The organism is Neoakkermansia glycaniphila, from assembly GCF_001683795.1.
GTDB classification, from domain to species: Bacteria; Verrucomicrobiota; Verrucomicrobiia; order Verrucomicrobiales; family Akkermansiaceae; genus Akkermansia; species Akkermansia glycaniphila.
Window position 1 is genome coordinate 1 of sequence record NZ_LIGX01000007.1, and the last position, 16,575, is coordinate 16,575.

Consider the following 16,575-nt stretch of genomic DNA (forward strand, 5'->3'; position numbering starts at 1 on the left):
GGTCCCACCCGGTCCCGTTCCGAACCCGGAAGTGAAACGCTGCCGCGCCGATGGTAGTCGGACGACAGGTCCCGCGAGAGTAGGTCGCCGCCGGGATGTTATATGAAGCCCCGCTTGCTTAATTGCATGCGGGGCTTCTTCGTTTCCGCTCATCACCGCAATCGCCGCCCTTTACCATGACTACGTCATGCTGCCAGGGGGAGTGGAATGATGAACGCAACAAGTGTCAGGTTGAATGAGACTGGTTGCTGAAGATTGTGAAGATAAAAAAGAGCGAATGGTATTACCCTTTCGCTCTTTGCTTTTGTTGATGTGGCGCGGTTGGTGTCAGACCGTCGCTGCGGTTGCCTTGCGACGGCGGCGGATTGCCCATCCGATAAGGCCGAGAAGGCTGATGGCTGCACTGGTGGGTTCCGGTATGGGGCTCCCGCTGCGGCGCTGGTGGGCTGCTGTTGTGAGCGCTTGCAGGTCCGTGGCGTTGATGACCGTGCTGTCGGTCCACATGTTGTAGACGTAGACGTTGTCGAGGGCGTAGCAGCCCTGATTGCCGTTGTCGGTTGTGCCGCTGACGGGGCCGAGTCCCAAGACGCCGTTGCCGAGAGGGTTGCCGTTGTTGTGGGCGATGAGTGAGCCGTTGTTGAGCATGGTGCCCGTGCCGTTTGCATAGAAGAATGTTCCGATGCGTTGTCCGTCCGCAGTTTGCCGGTGCATGCCAAATGCTACAGTGGTGTGTGCGTAGGTGCTGAGGTTGACGGTGCCCATGGCATAGGTGGAGACGATGCCGGCCGAGTTTCTCCAGAAGCCCTGTACGATGACTTTGTCGAGTCCTTGGCTGGTGTCAATGGCGACACTCCATGTGGAGTTGGCTCATGTGAAGTCGGTGGAGGCGAGGGTTTGCCAGCCGTTGCGGACGGTGAGGTTTTTCAGCCCCATGATGAAGGCAAAGCCTTGTCCGCGTCCCTGTCCGGTTCGTATTGCGGTGTTTTGACGGTGCCGTGAAAGTCGATTTGTGTGAGGCGGGTGTTGTCGATCACAAGGTCACCTTCATTGACTTTGGCATTGATGAGGGTGAAGGGGGAGTTCGATGGAGTGTTGTTCAGGAGTTCGTGTGCTTGACCCGGTGCGGATGGACTGGGAAAGTTGTCCCATCCACCGCGATATTCGTAGTTGATTGCTCCGTAGCTCATGCCTGTGATGGCGGTGAGCAATACGCCTGTTGTGACCGCGTGTGAGAGGTTCATTGCAATGTGTTGCAGAAGGCAATGATGCGGAGTTCAGTGGTTTTATTGAGAAAGGTAGGGGTCGGATAGCCTAATAGGCAGGATTGTGGTGTTTGTCCACATTTTTCGATTGATTGCCAATTTGGTGCAATGGCGTTTTCTGCCTGTTATTCCGCAACGATGGTGCGGTTGAGCATGAGGCGGAAGCCTGCCGCAGGGCTTTGGGTGTCGGGCGGTACTGGGATGCGGGCGCTGTTGTTCAGTTGCGCCGGGCGGAATGATTCGTAGCTGCCACCGCGAAGGACTCCATGGTTGCGGAACCGGAAGTCGCGAGGGCCGCCGTAGTTGTCGGAGACCCATTCCTGTACGTTGCCCGCCAAGTCGTGCAGGCCGATTTCGTTGCCTGGATAGGAGGCGACGGGAGCGGTGTATGGGTAGCCGTCGCGGTAGTTGGGGATGGTGCGTGAGGTGGGGATGAGGGGAATGGCGCTTTGGTCTGCAAAGTTGCCTGTGCTTGCGAGCGGAGGCCAGCGTGTGCCCCATGGGTAGGAGTTGGCGTTGCCTGCGGGGTTTTTCTGCCGCTGGTATGGGGTTTGTCCCTGTTCGGAGGTGAGGCCGACCATGAGGCTCCATTCCGCGTCGGTGGGGAGCTGGTATTGGTCGTTGGCTTCGATGATGCCTTTTTCACGTTCCGTTTTGGTGAGCCAGGCAGCGAAGTCGAGAGCTTGTTGCCGGTTGACGTTGACGACGGGATGGTGAGGGTTCTGGTCGAAGGGTGGCGCGGGAGGCGCAGCGGTTTTGGAGTCGTTCAGGTAGGTCTGATAGTCGGAGAGGCGTACTTCGGTAGCTCCGGCGAGCTGATTGGCGTTGATGGGGATGAAGCGCATGCCGAGGCTGTTGATCCATTCCTGCCCGAAGACGACGGAGTTGTTGGGTTCCAGCCGGAGGGAGAGGATGAGGTCTTTGGGGGAGAGTCCGCTTTTCCGTATTGTGGTGTAGCCGGGAAGTTTGAATTCGAGGAGGTATGGGGCGAGCGGGACTCGGACGTTTTGCATGGGCGTGACGCCCAGCATTTGCCCGTTGAGGGTGACGACGGCTCCGGCCGGGTTGGTGAGCAGGGTGATGGGGGTTTTGCGTACGGGGCTGGCGACGAGTCTGTAGGCTTGCAGTTTGCTGTTTTCGGCTTCTTGGCCTTTTTCAGCGATGGCGTTGATGGAGTGGTCGTGGCCAATGATACCTTCGCGTTCGCACTGGGAGGTGAGCCAGAGGGTGTAGGCGCTGATGGCTTCCGGGGTGGTGCGGATGATGTCCGATCCCTGTATGGTTTCGCTTGGCGGCTGTTTGTCCTGCGGCAGGGTGGCAGTGAAGTTTTTGAATTGCGCGGCTGTGACAGGGGTGGAAGCGACGTGTTCGTTGCCGGAGGGGGCGTAGACGGTTCCGGTGATGTCTTTCCATTCTTTGCCGCGTTGTGGCGGGTTGTATGGTTTCAGGTCGCCGCCGAGGGCGAGGACGCCGCCGCCCGGTATGATGCCTGTTTCGTGTTTGTCGGCATAGCCGTCTTTGCGGAGTGTGAAGGAGACTCGGTTGCCTGTCGGTTGTGCTATGGGGCCGTACGGGGTTTCGTCCAGGTATTTGCCGGAGGAGGTGTAGATGGATGCTCCCGGCGGGAAGCTGGTGATGTAGAGGGTGCCTTCTTCGAGGTTGTCCTTGGAGATTTGGGGCTGGATCGGTGCGGGCGCCGGTTGTTGCGGTGCGCCGGGTTTGGTTTCGAGCAGGCTGCCGGCCGTTTCTATGATGCGCGGGAGGATGTATTGGAGGAGGGGTGCATGGTAGATGATGGCGAAGGTGATTCCGATGCCCATGAGGGTGCCGAAGGTGGCAATGCCCCACGGGAAGCCTTTTTTGCCCGGTTTTTTGGTTTTGCCGGCAATTTTTTTGCGGAGCTGCTGAGGGGCGTAGGTGCGGAGTTCGTCGATGGCTTCCGCGAGTTGTTCGGCAGTGGTGATGGTGCTGGCGTCGAGGCGCGGTTCAGCGGCGGCGCAGATGATTTCATTGAAGGCGAGCCATTTTTTGCGTGGGGTGCCTTCGGGTAGTTCGTCGGGTAGTTCGGGGAAGTCGAGGCGGTCGCGGCCGGTGGTGATTTCGTAGAGGACTTTGGCGAGGGCGTATACGTCCGCTCGCGGGGTACCCGGTCCTTCGGGGGGGATGAATCCTTCAGTGCCGACGAAGCTGCGCTGGTCCGCCGGGGCGACGAGGCCGATGTCGGCGAGTTTGGGGCGGCCGTTGACGAAGACGACGTTGGCGGGTTTGACGTCGCGGTGGGTGAGGGCTTCGCTGTGGAGGTAGAAGAGAGCGTGAGCGAGCTGGCTGCCGACTTCGATGCAGTAGTCGAGCGGCATGGGGCGGTTGCCGTAGAGTTGTTTGTCGCTGCGGAGGGTGCGGGGGGTGTAGCCTTCGGGGTTGATGTTGATGCCGGTTTGGGCATCATCCGCCAGTTCCATGACGTAGTAATAGAAGGGGGTGGGCTCGTTTTTCTGGCCGACATGGAGGATGTGGACGAGTCCGGGGTGGTTGCGGGCGAGGGGTTCGTAGTTGAGGATTCCTTCGAATTCGCGGATGAAGGAGCGTTCGTCGTCAAAGTCTTCACGCCATACGATTTTGACGGCGCGGTAGGCTCCGGTGAGGGAGCGGGCGAGCCAGACTTCTCCATAGGCTCCGCTGCCGATTTGCCGGACGATGGTGTAGTCCGGGATTTCGGGGGGAGTGCCTGCGGAGCGGCGAGGCGCTCCGAGGCGGCAGAGGTTGAGGCTGGCGGTGGTTTCGCTCAAGGCGTTGGGGTGCGTGAGGTGGTTTCCGAAGAGGGCCGGGTGATGTGTCGACCCTCTTCGGATGCGGGTGGTTATTTGATGACTCCGAGTTCTTTGCCTGCTTTGCAGAAGGCGTCGATGGCTTTGTCGAGCTGTTCGATGCTGTGGCAGGCGGAGATTTGAGTGCGGATGCGGGCTTTGCCTTTGGGGACGACGGGGTAGAAGAAGCCCATGGCGTAGACTCCGTGTTTGAGGAGGAGTTCGGACATTTTTTGGGAGAGGGCGGCGTCTCCGAGCATGACGGGGGAGATGGGGTGGTCTTTGCCGGAGATGGTGAAGCCCGCTTCGGTCATGGCTTTGCGGAAGTACTGGGCGTTGGTTTCGACGCGGTCGCGGTATTCGGTGGAGCCTTCGAGGATGTCGAGTACCTTGAGGGTGGCGGCAGCGATGGCGGGCATGATGCTGTTGGAGAAGAGGTAGGGGCGGGAGCGCTGGCGGAGGATTTCGATGATTTCCTTCGGGCCTGAGGTGTAGCCGCCAGAGGCTCCGCCGAGGGCTTTGCCGAGGGTGCCGGTGGTGATGTCTATCTGGCCGAAGATGCCGCAATGTTCATGGGTGCCGCGGCCTGTTTTGCCGAGGAAGCCGGTGGCGTGGCATTCGTCGAAGTGGACGAGGGCTCCGTATTGTTTTGCCAGTTCGTGAATTTTGTCGAGCTGGGCGATGATGCCGTCCATGGAGAAGACGCCGTCTGTGGAGATGAGTTTGATTTTGGCTCCGTTGGCATCGGCTTCCTTGAGTTTGTTTTCAAGGTCTTCCATGTTGTTGTTTTCGTAGCGGTAGCGCTTGGCCTTGCAGAGGCGTACGCCGTCGATGATAGAGGCATGGTTGAGGGAGTCGGAGATGATGGCGTCTTCTTCTCCGAGGAGGGATTCGAAGAGGCCCCCGTTGGCATCGAAGCAGGAGCCGTAGAGGATGGTGTCCTCGGTGCCGAGGAAGGCGCTGAGGCGTTCTTCGAGGGTGCGGTGAAGGGTTTGGGTACCGCAGATGAAGCGGACGGAGGCCATGCCGAAGCCCCAGCGGTCGATGGCTTCCTGGGCGGCTTTCATGACTTCGGGGTGGTTGGCGAGGCCGAGGTAGTTGTTGGCGCACATGTTGATGACGGAGGATCCGTCCTTGAGCGTGACCTGGGAGTATTGCTGGGAGTCGATGAAGCGTTCGCTTTTGTAAAGGCCTTCGTTTTTGAGGCTTTCGAGAGTGTCGACGAGCTTGTTTTTGAATTCGGGGGTAAACATAAGCTGATGGATTTTGTCCGGTGGAAAGTATATCATTTGGAGGTGGCATGTCAATGCGGAACGGGGAAACGAGGCACCGTATGGGGCGGGATACTTTTTTGCCCGCGTTCATGATATGGGGTTGACGGTTGCAGGGTGTCCCGGTAGAATGAGAGTACGATCCGGGGCGATCCCGGGCGTATTATTGTTTCCGATATGAAGACACCCGTCACTATCACTGTTACCGGTGCAGCTGGGCAGATTGCCTATTCGCTGCTTTTCCGCATCGCTTCCGGCTCCATGCTCGGCTGCGATCAGCCCGTCAATCTCCGCCTTCTTGAAATCGAGCCCGCCATGAAGGCTCTGAACGGCGTGGTGATGGAGCTTCAGGACTGCGCTTTCCCGCTTGTGAATGATATCGTGGCTACCTGCGATCCCGATGAGGCTTTCAAGGACGCGAACTGGTGCATTCTCGTGGGTTCCGTGCCTCGCAAGGCCGGTATGGAGCGCAAGGATCTTCTGAGCATCAACGGTAAGCTGTTCATTGGACAGGGCAAGTCCATCGCCGCCAATGCAGCCAAGGATGTGCGTGTGTTCGTGGTGGGCAATCCCTGCAATACGAATGCGCTAATCGCGATGAAGAATGCCGCTGGCGTGCCGAACGATCGTTTCTTCGCCATGACCCGCCTCGACGAGAACCGCGCGAAGAGCCAGCTTGCCGATAAGGCCGGTGTGCATGTTTCCCGCGTGACGAATATGGCGATTTGGGGCAATCATTCCGCGACGCAGTATCCGGACTGGACGAATGCCAAGATCGACGGCAAGCCTGTGACGGATTTGATTTCCGATATGGATTGGCTGAAGGGTGAGTTCATTACGACGGTGCAGCAGCGCGGCGCCGCCATTATCGCTGCCCGTGGCCTTTCTTCCGCCGCTTCCGCCGCGAATGCCGCCGTGGATACGGTGCGCAGCCTGAGCTTCCCGACGCCTGAAGGCGATTGGCATTCCGTGGCCGTCTGTTCCGACGGTTCGTACGGTATCGAAGCCGGTATTATCTGTTCTTTCCCGATTCGTACGAAGGAAGACGGCAGCTGGGAGATCGTTCAGGGTCTTCCGATCGATGCTTTCTCCCGCGAGAAGATCGACGCTACCGTGAACGAGCTTCTCGAAGAGAAGGCCGCCGTTTCCGATATTCTGTAAGGGGTTCGGATTATTCTTTTCCGATTTTCAGGGCGAGTCCGGGTGACTCGCCCTTTTTCGTGTGTGGCCGGGGAGGTGCGGTTGGAGGAAATCCGGGCGTCAGCGTGTTGGCTGTTTGAGGAGTTCGAAGTAGTGGAGGTCGAATGTTTGGCCGTCTTTGACGGCGGCCCGGTGCATGATGCCGCAGCGGATGAATCCGTTTTTCTCCAGTACCCGCATGGAGGCGCGGTTGTAGTCGAAGACGGGGGCGAAGATGCGGTTGATGCGCGTGGCGCGGAAGAGGTGGGCGCAGGTGGCGGCGATGATTTCGCTCATGAGGCCTTGCCCCCAGTATGGTTCGCCGAGCCAGTAGCCGAGTTCGGCATTGTACCGCTGGATGTCGGTGAGGAAGTCGATGCCGACGCCTCCAACGGCCTGCCCATCGATGACGATGGCGAGGTTTTCGATTTCGGGTTCGCTCAGGGTGTAGCCGATGTAGGCGCGCGCATCTTCTTCAGTGTAGGGGTGAGGGAAGCAGTCGCGTACGTTGCGCCAGATGCGGATGTTGTCGGCATGCCGCGCCAGCGAGGGGGCATCTTCCGCCCGCCATGGGCGCAGGGTGAATCGGTCGGTGGTGATTTGCATGAGGTTCAGGAGCCGTGGGCAAAGGCGGAGGGGTGGAGGGTTCGCAGGCCCGGTGCAGGCTGCATCGAGGTGTTCGGATGTTCGACGACGAGAGCGTGCCGTGTTTTGCCGACGGTGTCGAGTTTGCCGGATGTATTACAGACGCAGGAGGTGAAGATGGCGATGAGCAACATGGCAGGCCAACTTTTCAGAATCGTTTGCATAGATGGAATGTTTGGCAGTTTGGTAGTGTTCACTCAGTTTTTATTTCGATGCTTGTTGAATGGCATATCCCACGACCCCTCCCATGGTTGCTATGACTGAGCAAGGGATGTCTACTGCGATAAATAATATGGCGACCAAAGGAGTACGTAGAATGTTGCCATTTGTACGATGCATTTCCGCCGGATCGATTTGGCTGAATGAGCGGGATAATGTCTTTTGGTGAGGGATGGCGATGGTGCGGAAGGGTGTGTGTTCGAAGGTGGCGGCAGGGATCCATGGAGTATCCGGCGTCAGGACGAAGGAAATAGGTGCCGTGGTCGTTATTTTTCTTTTTGTTTGTCCCTGTAGCAATTGAAGGTTAGCGTTTTCGGAGATGGATATTTGATGGTAGCCTCTGGTGGGTGTTCCTCGCGCTTGTATTGTGTTGGCGAGATTGGGTTCAGTTCCTGTTTTCCAAAGATAGTTGATCGTATGCGCTGTTGTTTCGTAGATGCATGCTTCTCCTTTAATGTAGTATTTGTTGTTTTGGCTGTACAGGTGTGTTTTTTCGGTGATGCACCATATTGTTTGAGTTTTGCCGACGGTATCAAGTTTGCCGGATGTGTTGCAGACGCAGGAAGGGAGGAAGATCAGGCCTGTAATGGATGAGAAGATGAGGGTTGTTTTCATGAGGAAGGGTTGGGTTTATTTGCGGGCGTAAAAGACGGTGAAGTGGCAGTATTTGTAGATGCAGTCCACATGAGGGAAGCCGGCGTCGCGCAGCCATTGGAGTTGTTCTTCCATGGTGGACGGGTCGTCGCAGAGGATGCGCTCGTAGGCTTTGGCGATCTGGTCGGGCGGCAGGCCGCTTCGTTCGACACTTTGTTTCCACAGGGCACTATGCATGGTTTCGATGTCGGGCGACGGGCTGAGGGCTTGGTCGGCATTGATGAAGATGCCTCTGGGGGCAAGGAGGGTGTGGACGGTTTTGTAGAGTGCGGCTTTGTTTTGTGCCGGAAGGTGGTGGATGGAAAGGGCGGAGATGACGAGGTCGAAGGTGTCGTCCTGCCAGTCGTGCCGTGTGTAGTCTCCGAGGATGTAGCGGATGTTGCCGTTTTCGGCGAAGCGTTGGCGGGCCATGCCGAGCATTTGGTCGGAGAGGTCGATGAGGGTCAGGCGGGCCTGCGGGTAGCGGGCAAGCAGGAGGGCGGAGAAGAGCCCGGTGCCGCATCCGATGTCGAGTGTGCGTATGGGGGCGTCGGCCGGGTAGGGCAGGGTGTCTAAAGCGAGGCCGTAGTAATCGTCGAAGCAGGGGATGAGCTGGCGGCGTTGCCGGTCATAGTCTTTCGCGATGGCGTCGAATTGTGCCTTGATGTTCACTGTCGCGCAGTGTAGCAAGATTGAGAGTCGTCTGCAAGTGCGAGGATGAGTGTGCAGATCATGCTTCAGATTTGATCCGGGGTGCTGAGGGGCGGATGGGAACGAGGCGTGTGAGGCAGGCAGTTCGAACGGTGAGTGTACCGCGCAGGGGTATGAGAGCGGAGCGGTTATGCCGGGTGGGTTAGAGGCCTTGTGGGACGAGTCCGAGTGTGTTGATGGTTTCGTTGATGTATTGAAGGGATTCGTGGACTTTCAATACTTCGGTGTAGTCCCAGCAGATGAGGCGTTCCCGTATGTCGCGGAGGGCGGCGGTTTCCCGTTTGATTTTTTCGATTTGCCTGCTGTCGCTGACGGCGACAATGCCTTGGACAGCATTGTTGCCGGAGGCTTTCATGAGGTTCATGATGAGGCTGTCGATGGAGCCGGATGTCTGGACTTCAAAGACGTAGATGATGCGCCCCATGTTGCCGATGGTTGCTTCCCACGCGGTGTCGACGACGGCTCCGGCAGCCACTTTTTTTTCGATTTCGGCACGGAAGCCGAGGAAGCGGCCAATGTCCGCCAGTTTGTCGCGGATGTCGTTATGGATGAAGGCGGATTCCTTGGCGGTTGCCGGGAGTTTTTCGGGGTGTTTGGCTTGAGCCGTTTCGATTTCCGGAGCCTGTTGAAGGTCGTGCCAGATGAAGGTGTTCAGGGTGAGCATGTCGCGGATGATCCGGTTGCCGTGCTGTTTGGCGAAGGCGAGGATGTCGCGGCCTTGGGCGGAGAGGTGGGCATAGGTTTTGCCCGTGAGGGAGGATTCGTAGCGCGGGATGCCTGTTATTTGAAGCAAGGTGAATCCGTTGTGGGTTTTCCGGTTCCAGAGGAGGTATTGTTCGGGGTGGGTTTTGCAGAGGAGTTCGCTCATCATTGCGGGGCCGATGCCTTTGATTTTCTCCCGAAATTCGTCCCAGCGTTTTTCGATGGAGTCTTCTCCGTAGATCAGGTTGGCAAGATGCTTGCGGAGCAGGGGCATGCCGTTGGATGCGATGATGTTGTCGATCTGGTAATGTTTGTTGCCCCACATGAGCATGGCCCAGAGGGGTGAGAGGTAGTCGTACAGTTCCTCTTCGGTGAGGGCAAGCAGCCGTTCTTTGGTGTAGCTGCGGGTTTGGGCGGCAGACGTTTCGCGGTCTTCCTGTTCAACAACGGCTTGCGGATGGGTGGTCATCCAGCGGTCGAAGTCGGTGAGGGTTTGGGTGAGGAGGTGTGTGTTCATGAGCGGAGCGAGAGTTATTTTCCGAGGCAGAATTGGGAGAAGATGGCGGTGAGGATGTCTTCGGTGTCGATGCGGCCGGTGATGGCGCCGAGGTGGTCGAGGGCTTCGCGGAGGTCGAGGGCGGTGTATTCGGGGGAGTCTCCGGCGAGGATGGAGGCGCGTGCCGCTTCGAGGGAGGCGACGGTTTGTTTGAGGGCGTGCTGGTGGCGGGCGTTGATGGCGGCGAGTTCGTGGCCGGGGGTGAGGGTTTCGCCGCTGAGGAAGGCGGAGACCATGCGTTGTTCGAGGTCGTGTTTTCCGGTTCCGGTGAGGCAGGAGTATGGGATGGCTTCGATGCCTTCCCATGCCGGGTGGGTGCCGAGGTCGGTTTTGTTGAGGATGAGGAGGTGGATGCGCGGCGTTTCGGGAAGGGGGATGCGCCGGGGAGGCTGGGTGGCATCCGCGATTTCGAGGACGAGGTCGGCTTCGGCTCCGGCGCGGAGGGTGCGGGCGATGCCGGCCTGCTCGATGGTGTCTTCGGTGTGGTGGATGCCTGCGGTGTCGATGAGGCGGAGGGCGAGGCCGCCGATGTGGACGGTTTCTTCGATGGTGTCGCGTGTGGTGCCGGCGATGTCGCTGACGATGGCGCGTTCGTAGCCGAGGAGGCTGTTGAGGAGGCTGGATTTGCCGACGTTGGGTTCTCCGATGATGGCGGTGCGGATGCCTTCGCGGAGGAGGCGGCCCTGTTCGGCGGTTTGCAGGAGGGTGTCGAGGTTTTCGCGGATGCGGGCGATGCCGTCGGCGAGCTGTCCGGCGGTGTCCGGCGAGATGTCTTCTTCGGGGAAGTCGATGTAGGCTTCGAGGTGGGCGGTGATGCCGATGAGGGCGGAGGCCTGTTTCTGGATGCGCTGTCCGATGGCGCCTTCGAGCTGGTTCTGGGCGGCGCGGAGGGCGAGGTCGCTTCCGGCGGAGATGATGTCCATGACGGCTTCGGCCTGTGTGAGGTCGAGTTTGCCGTTGAGGAAGGCGCGCTGTGTGTATTCGCCGGGGGCTGCGGGTTCGGCTCCGGCTTCGAGGATGCGGTCGAGGATGCGGCGGGTGACGAGGTGTCCGCCGTGGCAGGTGATTTCGACGGTGTTTTCTCCGGTGAAGCTGGCGGGGGCTTGGTAGTAGGTGGTGACGGTGCGGTCGATGATGTTGCCGTCCCTGTCGCGGATGGCGGCGAGGGTGGCGCGGCGCGGCTGGAGGGTTTTGCCTGCGATGCGTTCGAGGATGGGGAGGGAGTCGGGGCCGCTGATGCGGATGGTTGCAAGTGCGCCGATTCCCGGGGCGGTGGCAAGGGCGGCGATGGTGGTGGTGTGCTGGTGTGCGTTCACGAAGGAGGCGTGTGGCGGGTGCGAGGTTGTTGCCATGGGTTGACAGGCCGATTGAAGGATAGTGCGTTCGGTGGGGTTTGTCAATGTCGTTGTCGGGGCGTCACGCGTCTGCCGTTCCGTGATCGAGGGGCAGGTGTTGTGTGTCCGGGTTGATGTCCATTTCCATGCGTATGTTGCCGCGGGCGTAGGTGTGGCGGTTCGTACCGGTTTCCCTGAATCCCAATTTGCTGTAGAGGCGTATGGCCGGTTCGAGTATGGTGTTGCTTTCCAGAAAGAGTTTCCGGGCTCCAAGTTCGCTGGCTTTGGCGATGACCGTTTGGCACAGGAGTTCTCCGATGCCTTTTCCCTGTGTTTTGGCGCTGACGGCGAGTTTGGCCAGTTCGTAGCCGTGGATGGAGTCGTGCATTTTGCATAATGCGCATACGCCTACCGGGTCATCGCCGTCCAATGCGATGAAGATGTGGCCTCCTTTGTCCAGTATGTATTCCTGAGGCGAGTTGACGGTATGGAGGTCGGCTTCTTCCATGTTCCAGTGGGCGGTGATCCATGCTTCGGTGAGGGTTTTGAATGCGGGCTGGTAACATGGTGCGTAGGGGACGATTCGTATGTTTTTCCGTTCTCTGGCTTTTCGTTCGTCTTTGACGCGCTGCAGCAGCGATTTTTCTTCCAGCAGGTTTTCCCATTCTTCGATGGCTTGCCAGAGGTCGTTTCGGGTTTGCCGGGTGATTTGTTCGATGGCCGCCGTGACGTCGATGCATTGCTGCATCAGTGAGTGCGAGATTTTTTTGCCCCGAGCCGTCAGTTGGACGACATTTCTTCGGGCATCGTTTGTGTCCCGGGTGGTTTCTGTAAGCCCTTTCGCTGCCATTTCCTGAATGATTTTGCTGACGGAGGGGTGGGTATGGCCGATTTCCCGGGCGATCGAGGTGACCGTTTGCGGTTTGTCCTGAGAGAGCAGGAAGAAGACAGGGAACCATTTGGGCTTGAGGTCGATCCCGAACATGGCGTAGATGGCGGCGGCGTCTGCGGTGACTTTGTCCGTCAATATCCGCAATCTGCTGCCGATGGCCAATTTCCCCGTTTGATGAAAGAAGTCCATGATGTCTTTTTGTGTTACTTATTACGTAATCGGTTACGGAATTATGCCTATCCGGCTTTTTCTTGCAAGAAAAAACTGGCGGAATTTTTGGCCGGGGAGCGGAGTATGGCTCTGTTCAATAATGTGGCGGATGAGCCGGTTCGTTTCCGGATCCCGGCATCAAGTCGAGGTGATTTCCTCAAAGAAGCCTCCGCCGCGGAGTTGTTCGCCGCGTTCGGCATCCGGTTCGTAGAAGGCGCAGACCTGCCCGAGGGCAAGGGCGCGGACGGGCTGGTCGAAGTCGAGGCGTACTTTGTCTTCGGCAATGTAGGTGCAGGCGGCGTGTACGGCGGGAGCTCGGTAGCGGGGCTGCGCCATGACGCGGGGCGGGAGGGGAAGGCGGGTGTTGGCGACGGTGCCGACGATGGCGCTGCGGGCGTACAGTCCCCGTGTGTCGTCTCCTTCGTAGCCGATGATGAGGCGGTTGTTCGGGATGTCTTTGCCGATGACGACGTAGGCGATGCCTTCGCGCGGGGAGGCGACTCCGTGGCCTTTGCGCTGGCCCATGGTGAAGAGGTGCAGGCCTTTGTGTCTGCCGAGGATGCGGCCCTGCGCGTCGATGATGTCGCCGGGGTTGTCGGGCAGGTAGTGGCGGAGGAAGTCGCTCATTTTGACCTGGCCGATGAAGCAGATGCCCTGGCTGTCTTTTTTGGCTGCGGTGGGGAGGCCGCATTCGCGGGCGATTTCGCGTACCTGGGGTTTGAGGAGGCCTCCGATGGGGAAGAGGGCGCGGTCGATCTGCTCCGGCCGCATGAGGGAGAGGAAGTAGGATTGGTCTTTGTTCGGATCAAGGCCGCGCATGATCCATGAGCGGTTTTCTTCGTCGGTGCGGATGCGGGCATAGTGTCCGGTGGCGAGTTGGTCGAAGCCTTGTTCGCGGGCGTAGTCGAGGAAGACGCCGAATTTCATTTCTCGGTTGCACATGACGTCCGGGTTCGGTGTCGTACCGTTGCGGTAGCCTTCGATGAGGTAGTTGACGATGCGTTCGCGGTATTGTTCGACGAGGTCGACGACGCGGAATTCGATGCCGAGGCGGGTGCAGACGCCGAGGGCGTCTTCGATGTCCTGTTCCCACGGGCATTCTCCGGGGATGTTTTCGTCGTTGATCCAGTTTTTCATGTAGGCCGCGACGACTTCGTGGCCTTCCCGGACGAGGAGGGCGGCGGCGGCGGAGCTGTCTACTCCGCCCGAGAGGGCGACGAGGATGCGTGACATGTCAGGATGCGGTGCGGAGGTGGTTCAGGATGGTTTCGGCGGTTTCCTGCGGGGTGGTTGCCGATGATGTGTGGATGGGCGTGAGCCATGTTTCGCGGCGCAGCCAGGTGCGCTGGCGTTTGGCGTATTGCCGGGTGGCGAGGGCGATGGCAGCGGCTGTTTCCTCAAGGGTGGCGGAGCCGTCGAGGTGGGTCCGGATTTGTTTGAGGCCGAGGGTTTGTGCGGCGGTGGGAGAGAGGGAGCCGAGCGAGCGTACTTCGTCGATAGCTCTGTGTGCGAGCATGGCTTCGCTTCGCCGGGCGATGCGGCGGTCGAGGTCTTCGGTTTCACGGACGATGGCGAATCCGGGGCCGAATGGTTCGGGTTGCCAGTTTTTGCGCCAGTGGGAGAGCGGTTGGCCTCCGAGGATGACGATTTCGAGGTTGCGGATGAGGTAGCGCGGGTTTTGGAGGTCGGTGGCGGCGGCTCCTTCGGGGTCGAGTGTCTGCAGGTGCGCGGCGAGTTCTTCGAGCGGTGTGTTTTCCAGTTCGGCGCGCAGGGCGGGATCGGATGGAGGCGCGGGGGAGATGCCGTGGGAGAGGAATTTGAGGTAGAGTCCGGATCCTCCGACGATGACGGCGCGGTTGCCGCGAGATGCGATGCCTTGCAGGACGGGCTGTGCGGCATGGTAGTGCGAGGCCGCGTCCCACGCGGTGTCGGGCGTCAGGATGCCGACGAGGTGGTGAGGGATTCGGGCGCGGTCTTCTGCGGTGGGAGCGGCAGTCAGGATGTCCATGCCCCGGTAGATCTGGTAGGCGTCCGCACTGACGATTTCCGCACCGATGCGTTCCGCCACTTCGAGGGCGACGGCGGATTTCCCGGAGCCGGTCGGCCCGGCGATGAAGATCGGCGCGCGGGAGGTCATGGCTTGTTGTCGGGGGGCATGCGCACTTCGCTGTCGAGGCGCTCCGCGAGCCATTGTTTCATCATGCTCTGGTAGTTCAGGTAGCGCGACCGGGCGACGCGTTTGATGCGGGCGAGCATGCGGGGGTCGAAGCGCAGAGTGATGGTGGTGGATTCGCGGGTATCCGGTACGATGCGGGAATTGTCCATGAGCTTGTGGTCGAGCTCTGTTGCGTTCCAGTATGCGGCCTCATCCCGGGAGTCGGCGAAGGCAGGGACGTCTTTCCACTGTTTGAGCTGGTTCATCAGATGTCGGCGTGTTTGCGGTTGTAGTAGTGCTGTTCGGCGTCGGTCATTTCCCGGATGCCGACGACGCGCGCCGTTTTGCCGTTGCTCCAGTAGACGATGAGGAGAGGGCGGCCCTTGAGTGTTTTGGCGAGGCAGAAGTAGCGCGCATCTTTTGTCCATGCAACATCGTCCGGCATCAGGCGAATGCCGAACGGGTCTTCAAAGCATTCTTCGATTTCCTGCGGGGTGTACCGGACGGGGTCGAAGACGAGTTGTTGCAGGTCGAGTTCCATGAGGTTACGGATATTTGGTGGCAGGGCCGTATTGGTTTGGGCCGGATTTGCTGTCCATCAGGGTCATGACGAGAAGGATGATGGGGCCGACGGCGGGAATGAGTCCCAGAAAGTAACATGCGCCGGAATAGCCTGCATCGTGCAATCTGCGCCAAGTGACGGCGAGGCTTGGGACGATGAGTGCAAGCCAGCAAAGGCCGAAGAGGAACCATGCCGCGTCTCCCAGTATGGGGAAGAGCAAGCAGATGATGAATGAGATGAGGAAGGTGACAAGTGCAAATGACCAGTATTCTGCACGCGTGGCACGACCGGAGAAGGTGGCGTACAGGGATATGCACTGTGCAAAATAACCGAAGGGTGAACGTTTTTGGGGCAGGAAGAGTCGTCCACATGCAGCACAGCGAGAGCAGCCGAAGTCGACGGGGCGTTTGCAATCCGGGCAATAGCTGCCATTGGCGGAGAAGCGTGCTGCCGGAGTCGGAGTGGAGGCCAGGATTTGGATGATGGGGATCCATGTGGCGGCTCCGCTGGCGGCGACGAGTGTTTGCGGTGTGATGACGTTTTGCGCGAGCAGTGCTTTCAGTTGTTCCAGAGAGAACGGGCCTTGCGGGGTATTGGTGGCGTCGAGGTAATAGTAGTTCATGTGTTTAATGGTGGGGGTGGATGGATTGGGGGTGGTTATGGGTATTTGGTGGCCGGGCCGTATTGGTTCGGGCCGGGTTTGCTGTCAATCAGGGTCATGGCGAAGACTGGAATGCTGGTGGCGAACAGGAGCGCTGCGTATATCAGGATGTTGTCCTGAGGTATCGTTAAGGGGAAGGGGATGAACTCGATGAGAGGCATCCAGAACGTGAGGAGCAGCCAGCCGCCCGAATGCCCCGCATCGTGCAGGCGGCGTACGAGGGCTGCACATGCCGGGAGATATGTGACCAGTATGATCAGAAGGTTGAGGAGGCTGTTCCAGAATATGGGGGTGCTGTTTCCTTGCGCCAGAGAGTTGCTGATGATGCTCATGCTGGTGTCGATGTGGTATTCGGCAGCATCCGGGGCAACGGTAGTGGTTTGTGCCGTGCCGTATAAAAACAGAACATAGCACACTTGGCTGAGAATGTAGAGAGTGAAGACGAAGGACCAGTATTCGGCTCGTGTTGCACGTCCGGAGAAGTCGGCATAATGCAGCATGCAATGAGCGAAATGCGCCAGCATGCTCCGGCGGACGGGTTCGAACGGTTCCGCCATGCCGTTGGGAGATACCGGGGATGTTCCGGAGGTGCGTGTTACCGGGGGGAGTCGCTTTACCGAGAACAGGTGGTTGGCGAGTGCGCTCCAGCGGGCGTCTCCCTTGGCGGCGATCAGGGTGGTGGCGGATAATCTGCCTGTCTTGACGAAGTGTTCGAGTTCGTCGAGCGTGTGCGGGCCTCGAGGGGTGTTGGTGTGGTCGAGGTAGTAGTATTCCATGGG

The 16,575-nt window shown here is 59.1% G+C and carries 18 protein-coding genes and 1 rRNA gene; 2 read left to right on the forward strand and 17 right to left on the reverse strand.

Translation table 11 applies throughout. From position 1 onward, the window contains the following. A 5S ribosomal RNA gene (gene rrf, locus AC781_RS02580) occupies positions 1 to 96 on the forward strand; the annotation flags it as partial. A gap of 231 nt (positions 97 to 327) precedes the next feature. Here rrf and AC781_RS02585 read toward each other — a convergent pair. The 4 genes from AC781_RS02585 to kbl form a co-directional block, all read right to left on the reverse strand. Continuing rightward, the gene (locus tag AC781_RS02585) at positions 328 to 762 is read right to left on the reverse strand and encodes a PEP-CTERM sorting domain-containing protein (protein ID WP_067773036.1); all 435 of its coding nucleotides are present in this window, start codon (positions 760 to 762) and stop codon (positions 328 to 330) included. A gap of 161 nt (positions 763 to 923) precedes the next feature. Then, entirely contained in the window at positions 924 to 1,241 is a 318-nt protein-coding gene (locus AC781_RS02590) for a hypothetical protein (RefSeq protein ID WP_067773039.1), read from the reverse strand. Positions 1,242 to 1,387: 146 nt separating this feature from the next. Beyond that, a complete protein-coding gene (locus AC781_RS02595; RefSeq protein WP_067773043.1) occupies positions 1,388 to 4,048 on the reverse strand; it encodes a bifunctional serine/threonine-protein kinase/formylglycine-generating enzyme family protein in 2,661 nt (886 codons plus the stop codon). A gap of 71 nt (positions 4,049 to 4,119) precedes the next feature. After that, positions 4,120 to 5,319 (reverse strand): glycine C-acetyltransferase, encoded by a 1,200-nt coding sequence (gene kbl / locus AC781_RS02600; RefSeq protein WP_067773045.1) that lies wholly within the window; start codon positions 5,317 to 5,319, stop codon positions 4,120 to 4,122. A 195-nt stretch (positions 5,320 to 5,514) separates the two neighbouring features. Between kbl and AC781_RS02605 the strand changes: the two genes are divergently transcribed. Then, the gene (locus AC781_RS02605) at positions 5,515 to 6,498 is read left to right on the forward strand and encodes a malate dehydrogenase (protein ID WP_067773048.1); all 984 of its coding nucleotides are present in this window, start codon (positions 5,515 to 5,517) and stop codon (positions 6,496 to 6,498) included. A 99-nt stretch (positions 6,499 to 6,597) separates the two neighbouring features. Here the strand turns inward: AC781_RS02605 and AC781_RS02610 are convergent, their stop codons facing one another. The 13 genes from AC781_RS02610 to AC781_RS02670 all read right to left on the reverse strand — a co-directional run bounded on the left by AC781_RS02610 (position 6,598) and on the right by AC781_RS02670 (position 16,572). Continuing rightward, positions 6,598 to 7,122 carry a GNAT family N-acetyltransferase gene (locus AC781_RS02610; RefSeq protein ID WP_067773051.1) on the reverse strand — a complete coding sequence of 175 codons (525 nt, stop codon included), beginning with the start codon at positions 7,120 to 7,122 and terminating at the stop codon, positions 6,598 to 6,600. Positions 7,123 to 7,127: 5 nt separating this feature from the next. Then, positions 7,128 to 7,325, reverse strand: a complete 198-nt coding sequence (locus AC781_RS02615; protein ID WP_067773054.1) for a hypothetical protein — start codon at positions 7,323 to 7,325, stop codon at positions 7,128 to 7,130. Positions 7,326 to 7,365: 40 nt separating this feature from the next. Continuing rightward, complete coding sequence (locus AC781_RS02620; protein ID WP_067773057.1) at positions 7,366 to 7,995, reverse strand: hypothetical protein; 630 nt, start codon at positions 7,993 to 7,995, stop codon at positions 7,366 to 7,368. 15 nt (positions 7,996 to 8,010) lie between these two features. After that, on the reverse strand, positions 8,011 to 8,685 hold the full coding sequence (locus AC781_RS02625) for a class I SAM-dependent methyltransferase (protein ID WP_067773060.1): 675 nt from the start codon (positions 8,683 to 8,685) through the stop codon (positions 8,011 to 8,013). A 181-nt stretch (positions 8,686 to 8,866) separates the two neighbouring features. After that, the gene (locus AC781_RS02630) at positions 8,867 to 9,943 is read right to left on the reverse strand and encodes a hypothetical protein (RefSeq protein ID WP_067773063.1); all 1,077 of its coding nucleotides are present in this window, start codon (positions 9,941 to 9,943) and stop codon (positions 8,867 to 8,869) included. Between the two features lie 14 nt (positions 9,944 to 9,957). Continuing rightward, complete coding sequence (mnmE, locus tag AC781_RS02635; protein WP_067773066.1) at positions 9,958 to 11,334, reverse strand: tRNA uridine-5-carboxymethylaminomethyl(34) synthesis GTPase MnmE; 1,377 nt, start codon at positions 11,332 to 11,334, stop codon at positions 9,958 to 9,960. A 64-nt stretch (positions 11,335 to 11,398) separates the two neighbouring features. Continuing rightward, positions 11,399 to 12,397 carry a bifunctional helix-turn-helix transcriptional regulator/GNAT family N-acetyltransferase gene (locus AC781_RS02640; RefSeq protein WP_067773069.1) on the reverse strand — a complete coding sequence of 333 codons (999 nt, stop codon included), beginning with the start codon at positions 12,395 to 12,397 and terminating at the stop codon, positions 11,399 to 11,401. Between the two features lie 159 nt (positions 12,398 to 12,556). Continuing rightward, positions 12,557 to 13,651 carry a tRNA 2-thiouridine(34) synthase MnmA gene (gene mnmA / locus AC781_RS02645; protein ID WP_067773073.1) on the reverse strand — a complete coding sequence of 365 codons (1,095 nt, stop codon included), beginning with the start codon at positions 13,649 to 13,651 and terminating at the stop codon, positions 12,557 to 12,559. A gap of 1 nt (position 13,652) precedes the next feature. After that, positions 13,653 to 14,555 (reverse strand): tRNA (adenosine(37)-N6)-dimethylallyltransferase MiaA, encoded by a 903-nt coding sequence (gene miaA, locus AC781_RS02650; RefSeq protein WP_067773076.1) that lies wholly within the window; start codon positions 14,553 to 14,555, stop codon positions 13,653 to 13,655. After that, complete coding sequence (locus AC781_RS02655; protein ID WP_067773079.1) at positions 14,552 to 14,839, reverse strand: CopG family antitoxin; 288 nt, start codon at positions 14,837 to 14,839, stop codon at positions 14,552 to 14,554. The genes miaA and AC781_RS02655 overlap by 4 nt, the downstream gene beginning before the upstream one ends. Then, positions 14,839 to 15,114 (reverse strand): BrnT family toxin, encoded by a 276-nt coding sequence (locus AC781_RS02660; protein WP_067773082.1) that lies wholly within the window; start codon positions 15,112 to 15,114, stop codon positions 14,839 to 14,841. The genes AC781_RS02655 and AC781_RS02660 overlap by 1 nt, the downstream gene beginning before the upstream one ends. 4 nt (positions 15,115 to 15,118) lie before the next feature. After that, positions 15,119 to 15,757, reverse strand: coding sequence for a DUF805 domain-containing protein (locus AC781_RS13230; protein WP_083076451.1), 639 nt, complete (start codon positions 15,755 to 15,757; stop codon positions 15,119 to 15,121). A gap of 35 nt (positions 15,758 to 15,792) precedes the next feature. Further along, a complete protein-coding gene (locus AC781_RS02670; RefSeq protein ID WP_067773085.1) occupies positions 15,793 to 16,572 on the reverse strand; it encodes a DUF805 domain-containing protein in 780 nt (259 codons plus the stop codon). Positions 16,573 to 16,575: the final 3 nt, after the last annotated feature.

Excerpts from the sequence above, each read along its gene's own strand:
- AC781_RS02585 (WP_067773036.1), bottom strand. The coding sequence starts at position 762 with ATGGGCACCGTCAACCTCAGCACCTACGCACACACCACTGTAGCATTT.
- AC781_RS02590 (WP_067773039.1), bottom strand. The coding sequence starts at position 1,241 with ATGAACCTCTCACACGCGGTCACAACAGGCGTATTGCTCACCGCCATC.
- kbl (WP_067773045.1), bottom strand. The coding sequence starts at position 5,319 with ATGTTTACCCCCGAATTCAAAAACAAGCTCGTCGACACTCTCGAAAGC.
- AC781_RS02605 (WP_067773048.1), top strand. The coding sequence starts at position 5,515 with ATGAAGACACCCGTCACTATCACTGTTACCGGTGCAGCTGGGCAGATT.
- AC781_RS02610 (WP_067773051.1), bottom strand. The coding sequence starts at position 7,122 with ATGCAAATCACCACCGACCGATTCACCCTGCGCCCATGGCGGGCGGAA.
- AC781_RS02615 (WP_067773054.1), bottom strand. The coding sequence starts at position 7,325 with ATGCAAACGATTCTGAAAAGTTGGCCTGCCATGTTGCTCATCGCCATC.
- AC781_RS02620 (WP_067773057.1), bottom strand. The coding sequence starts at position 7,995 with ATGAAAACAACCCTCATCTTCTCATCCATTACAGGCCTGATCTTCCTC.
- AC781_RS02630 (WP_067773063.1), bottom strand. The coding sequence starts at position 9,943 with ATGAACACACACCTCCTCACCCAAACCCTCACCGACTTCGACCGCTGG.
- mnmE (WP_067773066.1), bottom strand. The coding sequence starts at position 11,334 with ATGGCAACAACCTCGCACCCGCCACACGCCTCCTTCGTGAACGCACAC.
- AC781_RS02640 (WP_067773069.1), bottom strand. The coding sequence starts at position 12,397 with ATGGACTTCTTTCATCAAACGGGGAAATTGGCCATCGGCAGCAGATTG.
- mnmA (WP_067773073.1), bottom strand. The coding sequence starts at position 13,651 with ATGTCACGCATCCTCGTCGCCCTCTCGGGCGGAGTAGACAGCTCCGCC.
- miaA (WP_067773076.1), bottom strand. The coding sequence starts at position 14,555 with ATGACCTCCCGCGCGCCGATCTTCATCGCCGGGCCGACCGGCTCCGGG.
- AC781_RS02655 (WP_067773079.1), bottom strand. The coding sequence starts at position 14,839 with ATGAACCAGCTCAAACAGTGGAAAGACGTCCCTGCCTTCGCCGACTCC.
- AC781_RS02660 (WP_067773082.1), bottom strand. The coding sequence starts at position 15,114 with ATGGAACTCGACCTGCAACAACTCGTCTTCGACCCCGTCCGGTACACC.
- AC781_RS13230 (WP_083076451.1), bottom strand. The coding sequence starts at position 15,757 with ATGAACTACTATTACCTCGACGCCACCAATACCCCGCAAGGCCCGTTC.
- AC781_RS02670 (WP_067773085.1), bottom strand. The coding sequence starts at position 16,572 with ATGGAATACTACTACCTCGACCACACCAACACCCCTCGAGGCCCGCAC.